The following is a 15,110-nucleotide window of genomic DNA, read 5'->3' as shown; positions in this document are numbered from 1 at the left end:
CGGTTCCCGTCGGTGGCGCCGGTTCAGTCCCCTTGCAGGCCGGCCGCAGCGGAAGGTGGCTCCCCGTCCGGGGCAGGGCGCGTCGGCCCGTGCACGTCGGCGGGCACCTCGCGGGGGCCGGCCGAGGCGTGGGTGGTGATGGTGAGGTTGGAGAAGTCCCTGCCCTGGACGACAGGACCGTACTGCGTGCCCCCACTGACCCGGTTCGTCACCGTGCCCTCACTCGTGCGCACCGACTGCGCCTGCTGCCACCAGTGCTCCAGGGCGACGCGGAACTCCGCGTTGAGCGCGGCGCGCACGGCAAGGGCCGTGCTCAACCGCTGCGCCCGCTCCAACTCCCGGGGATCCTGCGCCAACGCCCTGAGTTCGGCCTCACCGGAACTCACGACGAGCGCACCGTCCGCACCGGCCTCACCGACCGCACCGGCCTCACCGCGGTGGAACGGGCGGTGGATCAGCGCACTCAACGCCGTCCACGCCTGTCGGCCGGCCTCACCCCCGACGCCCCCTGCCAGAGCCGCCAGCGCGGCTGCTGAGATCGGATCCATCACCACTCCCCCATCACCCATCGGCACCGCGCCCGCCGCACACCGGGCAGCACGCCCACAGAGCATGCCCCGTCCGACCGTAAACGCATCACCGACTCAAGGGCCTTTCCGCAAAGGAGAGTTGATGATCACTAAGGACGGTACGACGAGCCGGCCCGGGGCATCCCGAGCGAGAGTGGGCGAGGGCGGATTCGAACCGCCACAGCCGAAGCGGGGGTGTTACAGACCCTTGGGCTCTCCTGTGCCCGGCTCGCCCTTGGCGGAGGAGGTGGGGGTCGAACCCACACGGATGCTCGCGCACCCCAACGGTTTTCAAGACCGAGGCCGGCGCCGCCTGTCGGCTGGCTCCTCCAACGAACTGCTCAGTACTGCGCGGAGAGTGCGCGGATCGAACGCGCGCGGGCTTTCACCCGACGACGGCTTAGCAAGCCGCTGCCTTACCACTCGGCCAACTCTCCATGTGCTGCGCTGCCGGACGAGGATTCGAACCCCGATCGCCTGATCCAGAGTCAGGTGTGCTGCCTGTTGCACCATCCGGCACGGTGGGGCGGCACACACGAAAAAGGGCCGCCCGCGCGGGGAACGCTCCCCGGGGCGGCCCGGCAGGAACGCCGGTCAGCGCGCTACGAGGACGTCCCGCTACTCTGGGAACGCGAGGAGCACTGATACGACTGAACGCGGGTGACGCTGCTGTTCACGGTCGTTGCCCCTTCCTTCTCCAGGGCCTGTGCGGCGCGATGTGCCCACTGTGCCGGAGCAACGACGGCGGGGACAACCGGTTTTAGCGGCCGGGCGGTTCGAGCGCCTCGTCCTCCAACCCGCGGCGCATCGTCCCGATCTCCGGCCTACGGCCCACGCCGTAGGATGACGCCGATCATCACGCTGAACAGGGGGAGGTGTTCCCGTGGATCTCACCGGGCGCACGATGGTGGTGACCGGGGCCGGGCGCGGTTTCGGGCGGGCATTGGCGCTTCAGGCGGGTCGGCTGGGTGCGCGCGTGTTCGTGTCCGCGCGTTCTCTGGCGACGGCTCGGAAGGTGGCCGACGAGGTGGCGGCCGACAGCGGCGCGCCGGCCGAGGCGTTCGCCTGCGATCTGGCCGATCCGGCTTCCGTCCGGGCCTTCTCCGCCGGAGTGGCCTCCCGCACCGACCGGGTGGACGTGCTGGTCAACAACGGTGCCCGTTACCTGGCGGGCCCCGATCTCGGGGACGCGGAGGACGACGCGATCACCGACACCGTCGCCTCCGGAGCCACCGGCACACTGCTGACGGTCAAGCACCTCCTGCCGCTGCTGCGCGCTTCCGCCGGAGCGGACGTGGTCAACCTGGTCTCCTCGGCCGCGGAACCCCGGGACCACCGCTCCCAGGCACACCCCGCGTTCTACGCCGCCAAAGCCGCCCAGGCCGGCTTCGCCGACGTCCTCTCCCACCGGCTGCGCCCCGAGGGCATCCGCGTCATCTCGCTCTACCCCCCGGACTTCACGGACGGCGACCCGCTCGCCCCCGCCTGGGATCACGCTTCCCGGACCGCAAGCGACCCGCTGACCGCGCAGTCCGTTCTCGACTGCGTCCTGTTCGCGATCAACCAGCCGCGGGACTGCTTCGTCCGCTCCTTCCACTTCGAGCAGCTGTAGGAACCACCCCGGCCGAGCGCGCCTTCACCCACTCACCGGGACGACCCGCCGAGTCCATGCGAGCCGCCTGACCGAACACCCTGAATCCGGCGTCCGGTAGGCGGCGCCGGACGGTTCACCCGCCGTCCGCGGCCCGCACCGGGCGGCGCGGAAATTCCTGGAATCCGTGACCCCGCGGCCGCCCGGAACAGTGCCGTGGGCGGCCCTCGGCGGGCCTTGGCGGCGGTGCGGCGGCCGGGCGGCACGGTGGGCGGCCGGGCGCTTCCGATCGCGCCTCAGAGGGCCCGTCGACGGCTTCGGCAAACCGGCTCTGACCTGGTGTTTTCTCGGAAATCCCCTAGGCTGGGCGAGCTCTGTCGGACACCCTCGGAGGGGGCATCATGAGCGAGGAATCCACGGCGTACGACGCCGGCATGATCGTGGTTCTGGAGGGCCTGGACGCCGTTCGGAAACGGCCCGGGATGTACGTCGGATCGGTCGGTCGACGCGGCCTGCACCACCTGGTGTTCGAGGCCGCCGAGCGGGCGCTGGAGGAGGTCCTCGCGGGCACCGCCGCCCGGGTCGAGATCACCCTCACCGCCGACGGCGGCGTCCGCGTCGCCGACGACGGCGCGGGCCTGCCGGTCGGGCGCGCGGGCCACACCGGCCCCGGTGGACCCGGCGACGGCCCCGGCGACGGCCCTTCGCTGGAGCAGTGGTTGACCGTGCTCGGCTGCGGGGTCCAGCCGGTCAACCGGCGCTCGCTGTCCGGTGGTTACTCCGGCGTGGGACTGGCCGTCGTCAACGCGCTGTCGGGCCGGCTGACGGCCGAGGTGCGGCGTGGCGGCGCCCGCTGGGTGCTGGAGTACGAGCGGGGCGTGGCCATCGCGGCGCCCGCCCGCACCGGACCGGCCGAGGGCAGCGGGACCACGATCACCTTCCGGCCCGATGCCGGGATCTTCGAGACGCTGGAGTTCTCGTTCGACGCGCTGGCCGAGCACTTCAGGGAACTGGCCTTCCTGAACCGGGACTTGGACATCACCCTGACCGACGACCGCGACCCCGCGGCGCCCCGGGCCGTCCGCTTCCGCTTCCCGGGCGGGCTGCGGGACCACCTCGCCGAGCAGGGCGGCCCGCTCCACCCGGACGTGATCGCCTTCGAGCGCGAGTGCCCCGGCATGGAGGGCACCGTCGAGGTCGCCCTGCGCTGGTGCGACTCCCCCGGGGAACGGGTCACGAGCTACGCCAACAGCCGGCCGACCGCCGGCGGCACCCACGAACTCGGCCTCCGCGACGGCCTGGCGGCCGCACTCACCGCCCACGCCCGCGAGCAGCGGCTGCTCGCCCCGTCCGACCCCGACCTCACCCCCGCCCGACTCGGCGCGGGCCTGACGGCGGTCGTCTCGGTGAAGCTCGACCGCCCCGAGTTCGAGGGCTGCATGCGCGAGCGGCTGGGCAACACGCCCGTCCGCGCCTGCGTCGCCGAGGCCGTCCGGGAGCACCTGGCCGCCTGGCTCCGCGCCGAACCGGCACAGGCGACGGCCGTCCTCACCCGGATCCCGACGGCCACCCGCCGCTGACGGCGGCACACCGCCGGCCCGGAGGGTTGTCCACCGCCTCCGGCCGGTGCTTTGCTGAGAGCATCAACTCCCGCCGGTGGGGCGGGTGATGAACGGGGGAGGTATCACATGCCGGAGATGACCGGCGGGCTCGCGAAGATGACCGTCATGAGCGCCGTCGTGGCATCCGCCGCGCTCGGCCTCGCGGCACCGTCGCACGCCGCCGCACCGCAGGCGCCGGTATCCGCCGCCGCCCACGAGACCCACGCGGCCGCCGACACCGCCGCTCCCGTGCACCCGGTGACGGACAGGCAGAACCAGGGGCACTGACGGGAAGTGGCGACGGCTCCCCCGGTACGGCCGGGGGAGCCGTCGCCCGTGTCTCCCAGCGCATGTCGTTCCCGGGGGCCCGGTCAGACGGGGAGGCGCCGGGCGAGCCGCTCCCACTGCCGTACGGGCGGGGAGTCGGGCGTGGTGGTGACGAGGTGGAGGCTGACGTGGTCGGCTCCGGCGTCGAGGTGCTCCAGGACGCGGTGGGCGATGTCCTCGGCGCGGCCGTGGGCCACCAGTGCGTCGACCAGCCGGCCGTCGAGCGCGTCCGGGTCCTCGTGCCCGAGCCCTCGCAGCAGTTCGCGACGGTTCGGCAGGGCGGCCGCGGCCGCGGTGCGGGCCAGGTCGGCGCTGTCCGCGCGGTCGTGGCCGAGCACGCACAGCTGGGTGACGGCCAGCAGGGCCTCGTTCCCGAGGACGGTCCTGGCGGTGCGGGTGTACTCGACCGGCATACCCAACATCGTTGCGCCCCGCGCGCGTTCGGCGGCGAGGGCGAGCATGTCGGGTGTCAGCGCGGCGAGTACGCGGCTGGGCGAGGAGGCCGTGCCGGGTGGCCCGAACGGGGCGGTGTCCAGTGCGTCGAGGTAGGAGCGCATGGTGGCCACGGGCGGCCCGAAGCGGTGGCCGCGGACGTCCTCGGCGAGGCTCGGGTGGCTGTCCCACAGGCCGAGCAGGAACCGTCCGGGGAACGCCTCGTCCAGGGTGCGCTGCGCGGCGGCGGCCGTGACGGGGTCGCGGGCGTAGATGTCGGTCATGCCGGCGGCCACGGTGAGGTGCCGGGTCGCCGTCAGGAGGATCGCGGCCTGCGCGACGGCCTCCCGTCCGGTGGTCTCGGCGAACCACAGGGTGCCGTAGCCGAGGTCCTCGACCGCGGCGGCGGCCTCCCGGACCCCGGCGGCGGGGAGGTGGTCGAGGTCCCCCGCCCAGATCCCGATCCGCCCGAGGCCGTGGGGGCGGGCGCTCACGCTTCCTGCCCCGCGGCGCGCGCGGAGTCCGGGGCGGAGCCCGGGGCAGAGTCTCTGGCGGAGTCCAGGAACGCCGCGATCCGGGACGCGCCGGTGCGCTCCAGCCAGGTGCCGAAGTCCATCACGGCGGGGTGGATCCTCCGGGTGGCGGGGAGGTCGGCGCGGTAGCCGAGCGTGTTGAGCCACTCGTTGGCGTAGGCGAAGTCCTCGCTCAGGGCCCGGATCGCGTCGATCGGGATCCGGACGTAGGGCAGCGGTATGCCGAGCGCCTCCCCGATGGCCGCGGCGATCCGGACCGGCGTGAGTTCGTCCCCGGCCAGGGCGACCGCCCGGCCGATCCACTCCTGCGGCCGGGAGAACGCCAGCGCGGTGACGGCGCCGACGTCGTCGACGGCCATGACCTGCTGGGGGACGTCCGGTGCGAGCCCGGTGGACAACGTCCCGTCCCGCAGCGCGTATCCGCCGATGAAGTTCTCCATGAAGGAGACCGGCCGCAGGATCGTCGCGGGCAGGCCGAGCGCAGCGATGTGCCGCTCGATCCGCCACTTGCTGACCAGGTTCGCCGGGACCTTCTCCTCGGGGTGGCGGTCCGCTCCGGCGACCGAGGTGAAGACCAGGTGCCCGACGCCGGCGGCGTGCGCGGCCTCGGCGACGTTCATGCCCCAGCGCACCTCGTCCTCGGCGGTGAAGTCCGGTGCGGTGCCGGGCGAGCCGACGGTGGGCTGGACGCTGAACAGGCCCCAGGCGCCCTCGGCCGCGGCGGTCAGGGAGTCGACGTCCTCCATCCGTGCCCGCACCACCCGCGCTCCGGCCCGTGCCAGCGCCACGGCACCGGGCCCGTTCGGGTCGCGCGTCAGTGCGCGCACCTGCCAGCCGTCGCGGAGCAGGTGACGCGTCACGGCCGTGCCCTGCGGGCCGGTCGCTCCCGTCACCACGACGGTCTTCTGCGGCGGTTCCACGTCTCTTCTCCATCGCTTCCGTGCGGAAGGGGAGCCGCCCCATAAGTGGGGTGTCCCTCCGTTTCTCGTTCGCTACGATATGGAGGACCACCCCGTTTTTCAAGCCGTCAGGAACGCCCGTGCCCAAGGACGCCGCCACCCCGCCGAACCGGCCGATGCGGCCGATGCGCGCCGACGCCCGCCGCAACGCCGAGAAGATCGTGGCCGCCGCCGGGGCCCTCATCGCCGAGCACGGCGCCGACGCCTCCCTGGAGGAAGTCGCCCGCCGCGCCGGAGTCGGCTCGGCCACCCTGCACCGCCACTTCCCCTCCCGGCAGGCGCTCCTGGAGGCGGTCTTCAAGGACCGGGTGGAAGCCCTGTGCGCGAGGGCCCGCGATCTGCTCACCGACCCCGACCCCGGCCACGCCCTGTCCACCTGGCTGCGCGCCGTCGGCGCACACGCCGTCGCCAACCGGGGCCTGGGGGCGTCCCTGATGCGCGACGCGGACCCGGCACTGGGCGAGACCTGCCACGACATGATCACCGACGCCGGAGACGCCCTCCTCGCGCGCGCCCGGGCGGCGGACGCCGTCCGCCCCGGGATCACCACCACCCGGCTGCTGAGACTCGTCGGAGCCATCGCCCTGGCCACCGAACAGGACAGCGACGGCCCGGCCGAGGCCGACCTCCTGCTCACGATCGCCATCGACGGCGTACGCGCGCGCTGACGGTCCGCCGGGCCCGCGTCACCTCTCCCCGGCTGCCCGGCTGGGGAGAGGTGACGCGGGTGCCGGCGGTGCGGGTGTCCGAGGTGGTCACCCGCCGCGGGGGTCAGCTCCAGACGCGGTAGACGGCCTCGCGCGCCGGGCCGAGGTACTTCTGGTAGGTGCCCAGGTTCCAGGCCGCCCAGGAGGCCCAGCCGCGGCCGGTGCCGTCGTTGTCGATCCTGTAGGCCTTGCGGGCCGACCAGCCCATGTCCTGCCAGTTCTCGGCGGTGACGACCTCGGCGTCGTGGTAGTGGACCTCGGGGTACCAGCGCTCGTTGATCTGCCAGGCGCCGAGGTCCTTGGTGCCCGGGTCGGGGTCGGTGGGCAGGTTGGTGTGGACGGCCAGGCGGTCGCAGCCGGACTCGGCCATGGCGATCGCCACGGCGTAGATCGCGTCGTCGTTGCGGCCCTCGCCGGACTTGTCCTTCGCGAAGCCCGCCAACTGGGCTTCGCGGGCGCAGGCGTCGATGCCGCTCTGGTCGCCTGCGGCCTCGGCGGTGAAGGTGGTCGAGGTGAGGCAGAGGGCCAGGACGGCGACCGAACCGGTCAGCAGGGCACGGGTCTTGCTCAGCACGGGAGTTCTCCCTTCGACGACGGCCCGGGGTCGGGCCGTTACGAGGAAGGACGCTAGGCAGCGTTGGTAGACAAACGGTCAACGCGCGAGCGCGGACCGTCACCACCCATGGGCCGGTGCTACCGGTCGAGGTGACGGATCGTCACAGTAAAACCCGTCGCCGAGGCCGACGCCCGCCGCCGGGGGCCCGGTGGTGTGGTCAGTCCGAGGTGGTCGGGGTGCCGGGGCGGTCGCCTTGGCGGGCGACGGCCTCCGTCCACTGGGGGAACCGCTCCAGGGGTATCGCGGGCGAGGTGGCGGGGAGGAAGGCGACGCGGCAGCGGCGGCACAACCAGGTTTCCCGCCACACCTGTTGGAGCTGCTGCCACTGCTCGTAGGTCCGGGGCCACTGGTCCGCCGTGTCGCCGCGGCGGCTCCGGTGGCCGGACTGGACGGCGAGCCAGATCCCCAGCAGGATCGCGGCGACGAGGAACACGCCGTAGCGGTAGCCGATCCGGTAGGCGGGGTCGGAGCTGCCGCCGCCGTCGCCGGAGAGGAGCGTGTGCAGGCCCAGCAGGGCGAGGAGGCCGGCGAGGACGAAGAGGGTGATCGCGGCTCCGGTCGTGCCCCCGGGCTCGGGTGGCAGCGACAGCAGTTCCCGCGTCGGCGGGTCGAGGGGGCGGTCGGAGTCCAGCAGGGCTTTCCGTACGGCGACGGTTTCGTCCGCCGCGGCGCACGTCGGGCAGGTGGGGCTCATCGGGTGGTGGCTCCGGAGGCGATGCACGGCGTGCACGAAGGGACGACGGGACGAGCACGTAGTACAGCACAGGGGGCTGACCGCCCGTCCGACCGGCCCGGGGGCCGGGACCCGGAGCCGGGACCCCCGGAGCTGGAACCCCGGAACCGGGACCCCGGGGCCGGAACGCGACGGCCGTGCGGCGGGGCCTACTTGCCGGCGCCGGCCATGGAGGTGACGGCCTCGGCGACGGTGGGGCGGTAAAGCCCCATCTGCGGGTTGAGGACGTGTGCGCCGCCGGGCAGCGGGAAGTTGCGGGTGTTCGCGAGGGGCATGTTGGTGCCCTCGTCGTCGACCAGCACGTTGATTTCGTTGATGCCGGGGGCGGTTCCGGTGGTGGCGCCGCTCGGGTCGAGGTCGATCACCGCGTAGGCCTTCTGGCCCGCCGCGACCGGAACGCGCAGCGTGCCGCTGGCGAGGATCGGCTTGATGTTCTTGCTCTGGTCGCGGGCGGTGGAGTTGCCCAGGTCGACCCCCGGGGAGGAGCTCAGGCTGCAGGCGGCCGCACCGGTGTTGTGCACCTCTATCACCCACTGGTTGGGGGCCCCGGCGCGGGCCGCCGCGTTGATCGCGAGGTTCTGGATGTCGCACGGGCGGGCGGTGGAGCCGGCGCCCCCGCCGTCGGGGCGGGTGCCGCCGGACGGGCTCGCGCCGGACGGCGTGTGCGGGGCGGGCGCGGCGGTGTGCGAAGTCCCCGCGGTGGCCGGGGTGTTCGCGGTGGGAGCGGCGGGGGCCGGGGCACCCGCCGAGGGCGTGGCGGCCGCCGTCGCGGGCGCGGGGGCCGCCGAGCCGCCGGCCGGGTCGGCGTTGTCGGGCCCGCACGCGGTCAGCGCGAGCCCCGCCCCGACGACGAGGGCGGCGGAGGCGAGCAGCGAACGACGGTGGCGGACGGACATGGTGGCTCCCCGGTGGCGGTTGCGTGCTGACTGTTCGGACACAGCACAGGACGGCCGGAGGGCGGGATCCGGTGGCAGACGGGGCGTCACAATCGTCAGGACATGACAGGGATGGGACTGTGACATTCGGTCGGGTGCGGTGGACTTGACGCAGGGCTCCCCCTGTCCGCGGACAACGGCGCGCGGGCACCCGGCCGTGGTGGCGCCGTGGGACGCTGTGGCGGGCGCGGGCACCCAGGCCGTGGCGGCGCGGGCACCCGGCGCCCGCCGGTCAGAGGGAGAGCGCCCCGGGGAAGACCCCGTGCCCGACGCCGGGCGCGGTCAGCGCGAACCAGCCGTGCCCGGTCATCGGGGTGTCGGCGTCGATGTCGTCGGGGTCGACGGCGAGCGTGGCCGCCACTGCCTGGGCATCCAATTCCAGCGACGCGTTGGGCTCGTACAGGCCGGGCTCCCACCGCGGGTCGGCCGTCTGCGGCTCCTCCCAGGGGAGCGGCTCGCCCGTCCAGGCGGGTTCGCGGTACGTCGAGTAGGAGCGGACGATGCCGCGGCCGCGCTCGGCGATCGCCCAGGTGTGCTCGTCCTCGTAGCCGTCCCGGCCGAAGTAGAGCGCCCGGCCGCAGCGTTCGGCGAGTTGCTCCAGCGCTCCCGTGTCCGGGCAGCTCACGAGGACCGTGCCGAACAGCAGCCGCCAGCCCGCGATCTCGGGCGTGACGAACACCCGGTGCACCGTCAGCGCGGTGCCGTCCGGGCCCGGCACGACCGCCTCGTCGTGGATCCGGCCGGACTGGCCCATCGCCAGGGTGGCGGGGATCCGGTCGTGCAGCCCCAGCACCTCGAACGCGCCCTCGTACGTGTCGCCCGGCAGCGCGATCCAGTGGAAGTCCCAGTCCGGCTCCGGGCACCGGTCGGTGATCAGCTTGATCCGCACCAGGCGTTCCAGCGCCGACCGGTCACCCTCCGCCAGCCGGTCGCAGGCGCCGAGCACGGCGAGGGCGTGCAGGGCGTGGCGGCGCAGCCGGCCCGGGCCCGCCGCCCGGACGGCCAGCAGCTCCGGGACGGCCTCCTCCCCCATCGCCCGCACGGCCCGCTCGGCCGAGGTGGACGCTCCCCGGTCGCCGAGCAGCGGCAGGACGGCCCGTACGGCGGGCGCGGCGGCCGGCCCCAGTCCGGCCAGGGCGTGGAGCGCGGCACCGCGCACCGGGGGTTGCGGGTGGCCCAGCCGACCGGCCAGCTCGTCCAGTTCCTTCAGTTCGTTCACCGCGTCCGCCTGCTGTTCCGTGCTCATGCCGGAGAGGGTAGGCGACCCCACCGACGCCCGGCGGGGGCGCGGCGGCGGGGCGGGCGGTCCGTCAGACGGTCACCGCGATCGCGTACGCCGTCACCGCGAGCAGCCCGGCACAGATCACCACGGCCGGCACCCACTCCAGCAGCAGCCGCTGCTGCCAGGGCCGCTCAGCCGGCTCGGCCGCCTCAGCCGCCTCGGTCGGCTCCGGCTCGGCCGGTTCCTGCGCCAGCCGGCGCAAGCGGGCGGCGAACTCCTCGGTCAGCCGCGGGTCCGACTCGGGCGGTGCGTCCCGCAGTTCCGAGAGCAGCGCGCCGAGCCCGTCCGGTGGGCCGGGCGGCGCCGGGTGTGCGAGCAGCTGGTGCAGTGTGGCGCCGAGCGCGGACAGGTCGGGCGTCCGGGCCGGGGCGAGGGTGCCGAAGCCGAGGATCTTCACGACTCCGGCCGGGGTGAGCAGCAGGCGGGCGGGGTCGATCCCGCCGTGCGTCATCCCGGCCCGGTGCGCGACCGCCAGGGCCTCCGCGACCTGGGCCCCGAACTCGGCGACCTGGGCCGCCCGGTAGCCGCCGTCCAGCAGGTGGCCGTCCAGCGTGTACCCGTCGAGCCGCTCCATGACGAGGAAGGGCCGGCCCTCGTGCTCGCCCGCGTCGAGCACCGTGACGATCCCCGGGTGGCGCAGCCGGACGGCCGGTCCCGGCGCCCGGGCGGGCGTCTTCACCGCCACCGGCCGTCCCGACGCGGTGTCCCGCGCGTACCGGACCTCCCCCGCCCCGCCGACCTCGATCCGGTACCGCCCGCCGACCACGCTGCCGATCTCCACGCCGCCCCCAGCCACTCCCGGCCCCTCGCCGACTCGGCCCCTTGGCCCCCTCCTCCGGGAGTCCGTACGGAACCGCGGCGACCAGTGTGCGGCACCCGGACGTACCCGCGACGTGCCCGCCTCTCAGCGGAACCGCGCCGCGTGCTCGGCCGCCCAGTCCCGGAAGCCACGGGGCCGGCGCCCGGTGACCCGGCGGACGGTGTCGGTGACCGGCTCCGGATCGCCGATCCGGGCGTGCAGGAAGTCGAGCGCCCCGTCGGCGATCGAGGCCGGCCACCCGTCGGCCAGCATCCGTTCCCGGGCGGCCCCGCGCGGGATCTCCTCCCAGCGGGTCGGCCGTCCCGCCGCCTCGCCGATGATCCGGACCTGTTCGGCCCGGGTGAGCGCCTCCGGCCCGGTGAGGACGTAGCGGGCGCCGTCGTGGCCGTCCCCGGTGAGGACCCGGGCGGCGACCTCGGCGATGTCCCGCTCGTCGACGGGATTGAGCCCGGCCGCCCCGCCGTAGTCCCGCACCACTCCCTCGGCGCGGATCTCCGCGGCCCAGCGCAGCGCGTTGGCGGCGAAGCCGTACGGCCGCAGCACGGTGTGCCGCACACGGCTGCGGACGAGCATCGCCTCGATCTCGCCGTCCGGCCGCCCCGGCGACTGCGGCCCGGCCCCTGGGACGTCCCGGACGGCCGCCGAGGACAGGTACACCACCCGGCCGACCTGTCCGGCCAGTGCCGCCACCGTCTCCTCCGCGCCGTCGACGGTCGGGAACGGCCAGACGAGGAACGCCGCCGTCGCGCCCCGCGCGGCCGCCGCCACCGACTCCGGGTCGCGCAGGTCCCCCCGGACGAGCTCCCCCGCCTGCTCCTTTGCCCGCTCCGGGTCCCTGGTCAGGGCCCGTACCCGCACCGCGGCGGCCGTGAGCCGGGGCACCAGGTGGCGGCCGACCGTCCCCGAGGCGCCGGTCACGAGGACCTCGGGCGATGCGTCAGTTCGTGTGTCCGTCATGCCTACGACCGTAGGTTCGCAGGCCCGGGCGGCCCATGCGTACGGGTCTTCCGTTCCTGCGTGATCGTCTACCTTCGTGCGGGTGGACGTATTGAGCGTGGACGTATTGAGCGACGTGGTCGCGACGCTGCGGACGGGGGAACCGCGCTCGGCCCGGGTGGCCTGGCGGGCGCCGTGGGGCCAGCGCTTCCCGGGGGCGCCGGGGGCGGGCTTCCAGGTGATCCTGCGCGGCTCCTGCTGGCTGGTCCCGGACAGCGGCGAGCCGCTCCGACTGGCCGCGGGGGACGTGCTGTTCCTGCCGCGCGGCCACGGGCACGCCCTCGCCGACCACCCCGGCACACCGCTCGCCGAGCCGCGCTGCGAGCCGCTGGCGGGGCCGTACACGGGTCCGTACACGGGAGCGGAGACGGGAGCGCGGGCGGAGCCGGACACCGTCACCCTCTGCGGTGCGTACCAGCTCGACCCGGTACACGCCCACCCGCTGCTCCGGGACGTCCCGGACGTCCTGCACCTGGCCGCCCGGCCCGGCCGGCACCCGGAGCTCCGCGCGGCCGTCGGACTCCTCGCCGGCGAGCTGGAGTCCCCGCGCCCGGGCGCGGCCGCCGTCGTCCCTGCACTGCTCGACACGCTGCTGATGTTCATCCTGCGGGCCTGGTCCGAGCGGTCGGCGGACGGGCCGGAGCACGGCTGGGCGGCGGCCCTGGCCGATCCCGCGCTGGGACGCGCCCTGCAGGCCGTCCACGCCGAACCGGGCCGGAGCTGGACGGTCGGGACGCTGGCGGCCGAGGCCGGCCTCTCCCGCGCGGCCTTCGCCCGCCGCTTCACCGCCGCGGTCGGTCGGCCGCCCCTCGGGTACGTCACCTGGTGGCGGATGGCGCTGGCCACCCGCCTGCTGCGCGACTCCGACCTGCCGCTCGGCGTGCTCGCCGCCCGGGTCGGCTACACCTCGGAGTTCGCCTTCTCACACGCCTTCAAGCGCCACCACGGCCTCGCCCCGGGACGCTACCGCAGCGCCTCCGCCTGACCCGACCGGCAGACGACCGGAGGACATCGGCGCGGCCCACGACGACGTGAGCCCCCGGCCGAGGTGGGCCGGGGGCTCACGGTCGACGCCTCACGCCACGTCGAGAACGGTCACCGCGCCCCCGTCGAGCTTCGTGCGCCGGGCCGACGGCCGGGGCTGTTGTCAGTGGCCCGGGTTACGCTCGCCGCACCCTGAGGAAACCCGGGGGGCCGCCTCCTCGACTTCGCCTAGAGGAGGCTGCCCTCCGCCCGCAAACCGTGGGCGCAGCGGCCGTCGTGCCGGTGGGCGACGCCGTCGTGGGGGGCAAGGCAGCCGTCCGGCCGACGGGCTCCGGCCACCCGGGGTGCCACTCGCCGGCCTGCTCTTCCCGTCCCTGCCCGACACCCCCGTGCGGGCCCGCGCGCCCCGCGCCGGCCCGGGGGCTGGTGTGCCCCCGGGCCGACCGGGTGGGGGGTGCGGTGGGGGTACGGGTGGTCAGTCGGCCTGCCGGTAGGAGCCCGACTCCAGCTCGGCGACCACGCCCGGCCGGGTCGGCTGCCAGTCGAGGGCGGTACGGGCGGCGGCGCCGCTGACGCTCTGGTCGAGGGCGAGCGCGTCGGCGAAGAGCGGGCCGAAGACCTCGGCGGCCTGGTCCACCGGCACCGGGTGCGGGTCGGCGGGTACTCCGGCGGCGTGGCCGGCGGCCCGGGCGAGGTCGCGGACCGGGACGGCGGATTCGCCGACGCCGTGCCAGACGGTGCCGGCCTCGGCCCGCTCGACGGCGGTGACGAACAGGTCGGCGAGGTCGTCGACGTGGACGGTGGGCCAGCGCACGTCCTTCTCGCCGTAGTACTCGGGTGCCCCCTGCGTGCGGGCCCGGTCGACCAGGATGGCGGGGATGCCGCCGCCGCGGCCGTACACGATGCCGGGCCGGACGACGACCGCGCGCACGCCCTCGCCGGCCTCGGCCAGGACCCGCTGCTCGATCCGCGGGCGGTAGCCGACGATGTCGATCGGGTTGGTCGGGGCCTGCTCGCCGACCTCCTGGGCCTCGCCGGTGGCGCCGAGCACCCAGACGCCGCTGGTGTAGACGAGGGGGCGGCCGGTGCCGCGCAGTGGGGTGGCGAGGGCTTCGATGACGGCGGTGTCGACGTCGGCGTCGCCGCTCGGGGGCGCCAGGTGGATCACGGCCTCGATGTCCGGGGTGACGGCGCCGGCCAGCGAGGCCGGGTCGGCGGTGTCGCCGACCAGCTGGGCGTGCCAGGCCCGGCCGGGCTGGGGCTCGGCGCTGCGGGTGAGCGCGACGACCTGGTGGCCGGCGGCGACGAGGTGTTCGGTGACGGCGGAGCCGATGTAGCCGGTGGCGCCGGTGAGCAGGACCTTCATGACGGTTCCCCCATGTCGAAGGTGTCGAAAATTTCGATGTCGAAATTATAGGCAAGCTCGATCCGCGATGTCAAACATTTCCACATCGAAATGTTAGACTCCGGGGCATGACGGAACAGCAGCCGCAGCACGACGGTGTCGACCGCATCACCGCACAGTGGCGTGCGGTCCGCCCCGACCTGGACACCTCCCCCATGGCCGTGATCGGCCGCATCTCCCGCGCCTCGCGCCTGCTGGAGCGCGGGATCAAGGAGAACCTGACCGTCCACGGCATCGAACCCTGGGAGTTCGACGTCCTGGCCACCCTGCTGCGCTCCGGCGCCCCGCACGTCCTCACCGCCGGCGAGCTCAGCTCGGCCGCGATGGTCAGCTCCGCGGCGCTCACCAACCGCATCGACCACCTCGAACAGAAGGGCCTGGTCGAGCGGGCCGTCGACCCCGCCCACCGCCGCCGGGTGCTGATCTCCCTGACCGACACCGGCCGGGAACTGGCCAACCGCCTCGTCGAGCACCACCTCACCGGCGAGGAGCACCAGCTCGCCGGGCTCACCGCCGACGAACGCGACCAGCTCGCCGGCCTGCTGCGCCGCGTCCTGCTCACCCTCGGCGACCACACCGGGGACCCCGCCGGTCGATGACCCCGCCGGGCAGCAGCCTCC

At 74.7% G+C, this 15,110-nt stretch carries 16 protein-coding genes and 4 tRNA genes; 6 read left to right on the top strand and 14 right to left on the bottom strand.

The annotated features are described in order from the left end of the window. Positions 1 to 23: 23 nt before the first annotated feature. The 5 genes from ACYP53_RS40320 to ACYP53_RS40300 form a co-directional block, all read right to left on the bottom strand. Positions 24 to 548: a hypothetical protein gene (locus ACYP53_RS40320; RefSeq protein ID WP_459651093.1), complete on the bottom strand. Its 525-nt coding sequence runs from the start codon at positions 546 to 548 to the stop codon at positions 24 to 26. 176 nt (positions 549 to 724) lie between these two features. Continuing rightward, positions 725 to 804 (bottom strand) — tRNA-Tyr (locus ACYP53_RS40315). 1 nt (position 805) lies between these two features. Beyond that, a tRNA-Ser gene (locus ACYP53_RS40310) sits at positions 806 to 900 on the bottom strand. Between the two features lie 21 nt (positions 901 to 921). Continuing rightward, positions 922 to 1,006, bottom strand: a tRNA-Ser gene (locus tag ACYP53_RS40305). Between the two features lie 10 nt (positions 1,007 to 1,016). Continuing rightward, a tRNA-Gln gene (locus ACYP53_RS40300) sits at positions 1,017 to 1,088 on the bottom strand. 385 nt (positions 1,089 to 1,473) lie between these two features. On the opposite strand from ACYP53_RS40300, the gene ACYP53_RS40295 reads away from it, so the two are divergent. The 3 genes from ACYP53_RS40295 to ACYP53_RS40285 all read left to right on the top strand — a co-directional run bounded on the left by ACYP53_RS40295 (position 1,474) and on the right by ACYP53_RS40285 (position 4,049). Next, a complete protein-coding gene (locus tag ACYP53_RS40295) occupies positions 1,474 to 2,181 on the top strand; it encodes an SDR family oxidoreductase (RefSeq protein WP_459651207.1) in 708 nt (235 codons plus the stop codon). 380 nt (positions 2,182 to 2,561) lie between these two features. Continuing rightward, on the top strand, positions 2,562 to 3,740 hold the full coding sequence (locus ACYP53_RS40290; protein WP_459651092.1) for an ATP-binding protein: 1,179 nt from the start codon (positions 2,562 to 2,564) through the stop codon (positions 3,738 to 3,740). Between the two features lie 108 nt (positions 3,741 to 3,848). Next, entirely contained in the window at positions 3,849 to 4,049 is a 201-nt protein-coding gene (locus ACYP53_RS40285) for a hypothetical protein (protein WP_459651091.1), read from the top strand. An 83-nt stretch (positions 4,050 to 4,132) separates the two neighbouring features. On the opposite strand, the gene ACYP53_RS40280 is transcribed toward ACYP53_RS40285, so the two are convergent. After that, positions 4,133 to 5,014: a TIGR03620 family F420-dependent LLM class oxidoreductase gene (locus tag ACYP53_RS40280; RefSeq protein WP_459651090.1), complete on the bottom strand. Its 882-nt coding sequence runs from the start codon at positions 5,012 to 5,014 to the stop codon at positions 4,133 to 4,135. Continuing rightward, positions 5,011 to 5,973, bottom strand: a complete 963-nt coding sequence (locus ACYP53_RS40275) for an NmrA/HSCARG family protein (protein ID WP_459651089.1) — start codon at positions 5,971 to 5,973, stop codon at positions 5,011 to 5,013. The genes ACYP53_RS40280 and ACYP53_RS40275 overlap by 4 nt, the downstream gene beginning before the upstream one ends. 119 nt (positions 5,974 to 6,092) lie before the next feature. Between ACYP53_RS40275 and ACYP53_RS40270 the strand changes: the two genes are divergently transcribed. Beyond that, complete coding sequence (locus tag ACYP53_RS40270) at positions 6,093 to 6,680, top strand: TetR/AcrR family transcriptional regulator (protein ID WP_308437632.1); 588 nt, start codon at positions 6,093 to 6,095, stop codon at positions 6,678 to 6,680. Positions 6,681 to 6,783: 103 nt separating this feature from the next. Here the strand turns inward: ACYP53_RS40270 and ACYP53_RS40265 are convergent, their stop codons facing one another. From ACYP53_RS40265 to ACYP53_RS40240, 6 genes are all read right to left on the bottom strand, one after another. Then, positions 6,784 to 7,293, bottom strand: a complete 510-nt coding sequence (locus ACYP53_RS40265) for a transglycosylase SLT domain-containing protein (protein ID WP_189923257.1) — start codon at positions 7,291 to 7,293, stop codon at positions 6,784 to 6,786. Between the two features lie 199 nt (positions 7,294 to 7,492). After that, on the bottom strand, positions 7,493 to 8,029 hold the full coding sequence (locus tag ACYP53_RS40260; protein WP_459651088.1) for a hypothetical protein: 537 nt from the start codon (positions 8,027 to 8,029) through the stop codon (positions 7,493 to 7,495). Positions 8,030 to 8,217: 188 nt separating this feature from the next. Beyond that, on the bottom strand, positions 8,218 to 8,964 hold the full coding sequence (locus ACYP53_RS40255; protein WP_459651087.1) for a DUF4232 domain-containing protein: 747 nt from the start codon (positions 8,962 to 8,964) through the stop codon (positions 8,218 to 8,220). A gap of 271 nt (positions 8,965 to 9,235) precedes the next feature. Beyond that, positions 9,236 to 10,249 carry a hypothetical protein gene (locus tag ACYP53_RS40250; protein WP_459651086.1) on the bottom strand — a complete coding sequence of 338 codons (1,014 nt, stop codon included), beginning with the start codon at positions 10,247 to 10,249 and terminating at the stop codon, positions 9,236 to 9,238. A gap of 64 nt (positions 10,250 to 10,313) precedes the next feature. Continuing rightward, entirely contained in the window at positions 10,314 to 11,081 is a 768-nt protein-coding gene (locus tag ACYP53_RS40245; protein WP_459651085.1) for a protein kinase domain-containing protein, read from the bottom strand. A gap of 108 nt (positions 11,082 to 11,189) precedes the next feature. Then, positions 11,190 to 12,062: an NAD(P)H-binding protein gene (locus ACYP53_RS40240; RefSeq protein WP_189923247.1), complete on the bottom strand. Its 873-nt coding sequence runs from the start codon at positions 12,060 to 12,062 to the stop codon at positions 11,190 to 11,192. Between the two features lie 97 nt (positions 12,063 to 12,159). Here ACYP53_RS40240 and ACYP53_RS40235 point away from each other — a divergent pair, with 97 nt between their 5' ends. Continuing rightward, positions 12,160 to 13,086, top strand: coding sequence for an AraC family transcriptional regulator (locus ACYP53_RS40235; RefSeq protein WP_189923428.1), 927 nt, complete (start codon positions 12,160 to 12,162; stop codon positions 13,084 to 13,086). A 474-nt stretch (positions 13,087 to 13,560) separates the two neighbouring features. On the opposite strand, the gene ACYP53_RS40230 is transcribed toward ACYP53_RS40235, so the two are convergent. Continuing rightward, positions 13,561 to 14,451, bottom strand: a complete 891-nt coding sequence (locus tag ACYP53_RS40230; protein ID WP_189925920.1) for an NAD-dependent epimerase/dehydratase family protein — start codon at positions 14,449 to 14,451, stop codon at positions 13,561 to 13,563. A 107-nt stretch (positions 14,452 to 14,558) separates the two neighbouring features. On the opposite strand from ACYP53_RS40230, the gene ACYP53_RS40225 reads away from it, so the two are divergent. Beyond that, positions 14,559 to 15,089 (top strand): MarR family winged helix-turn-helix transcriptional regulator, encoded by a 531-nt coding sequence (locus ACYP53_RS40225; protein WP_189925918.1) that lies wholly within the window; start codon positions 14,559 to 14,561, stop codon positions 15,087 to 15,089. Positions 15,090 to 15,110: the final 21 nt, after the last annotated feature.

Source organism: Kitasatospora sp. Ki12, assembly GCF_054601375.1.
The sequence above is the reverse complement of the archived record's forward strand: the minus strand, read 5'-3'. Positions and strand labels throughout refer to the sequence as shown.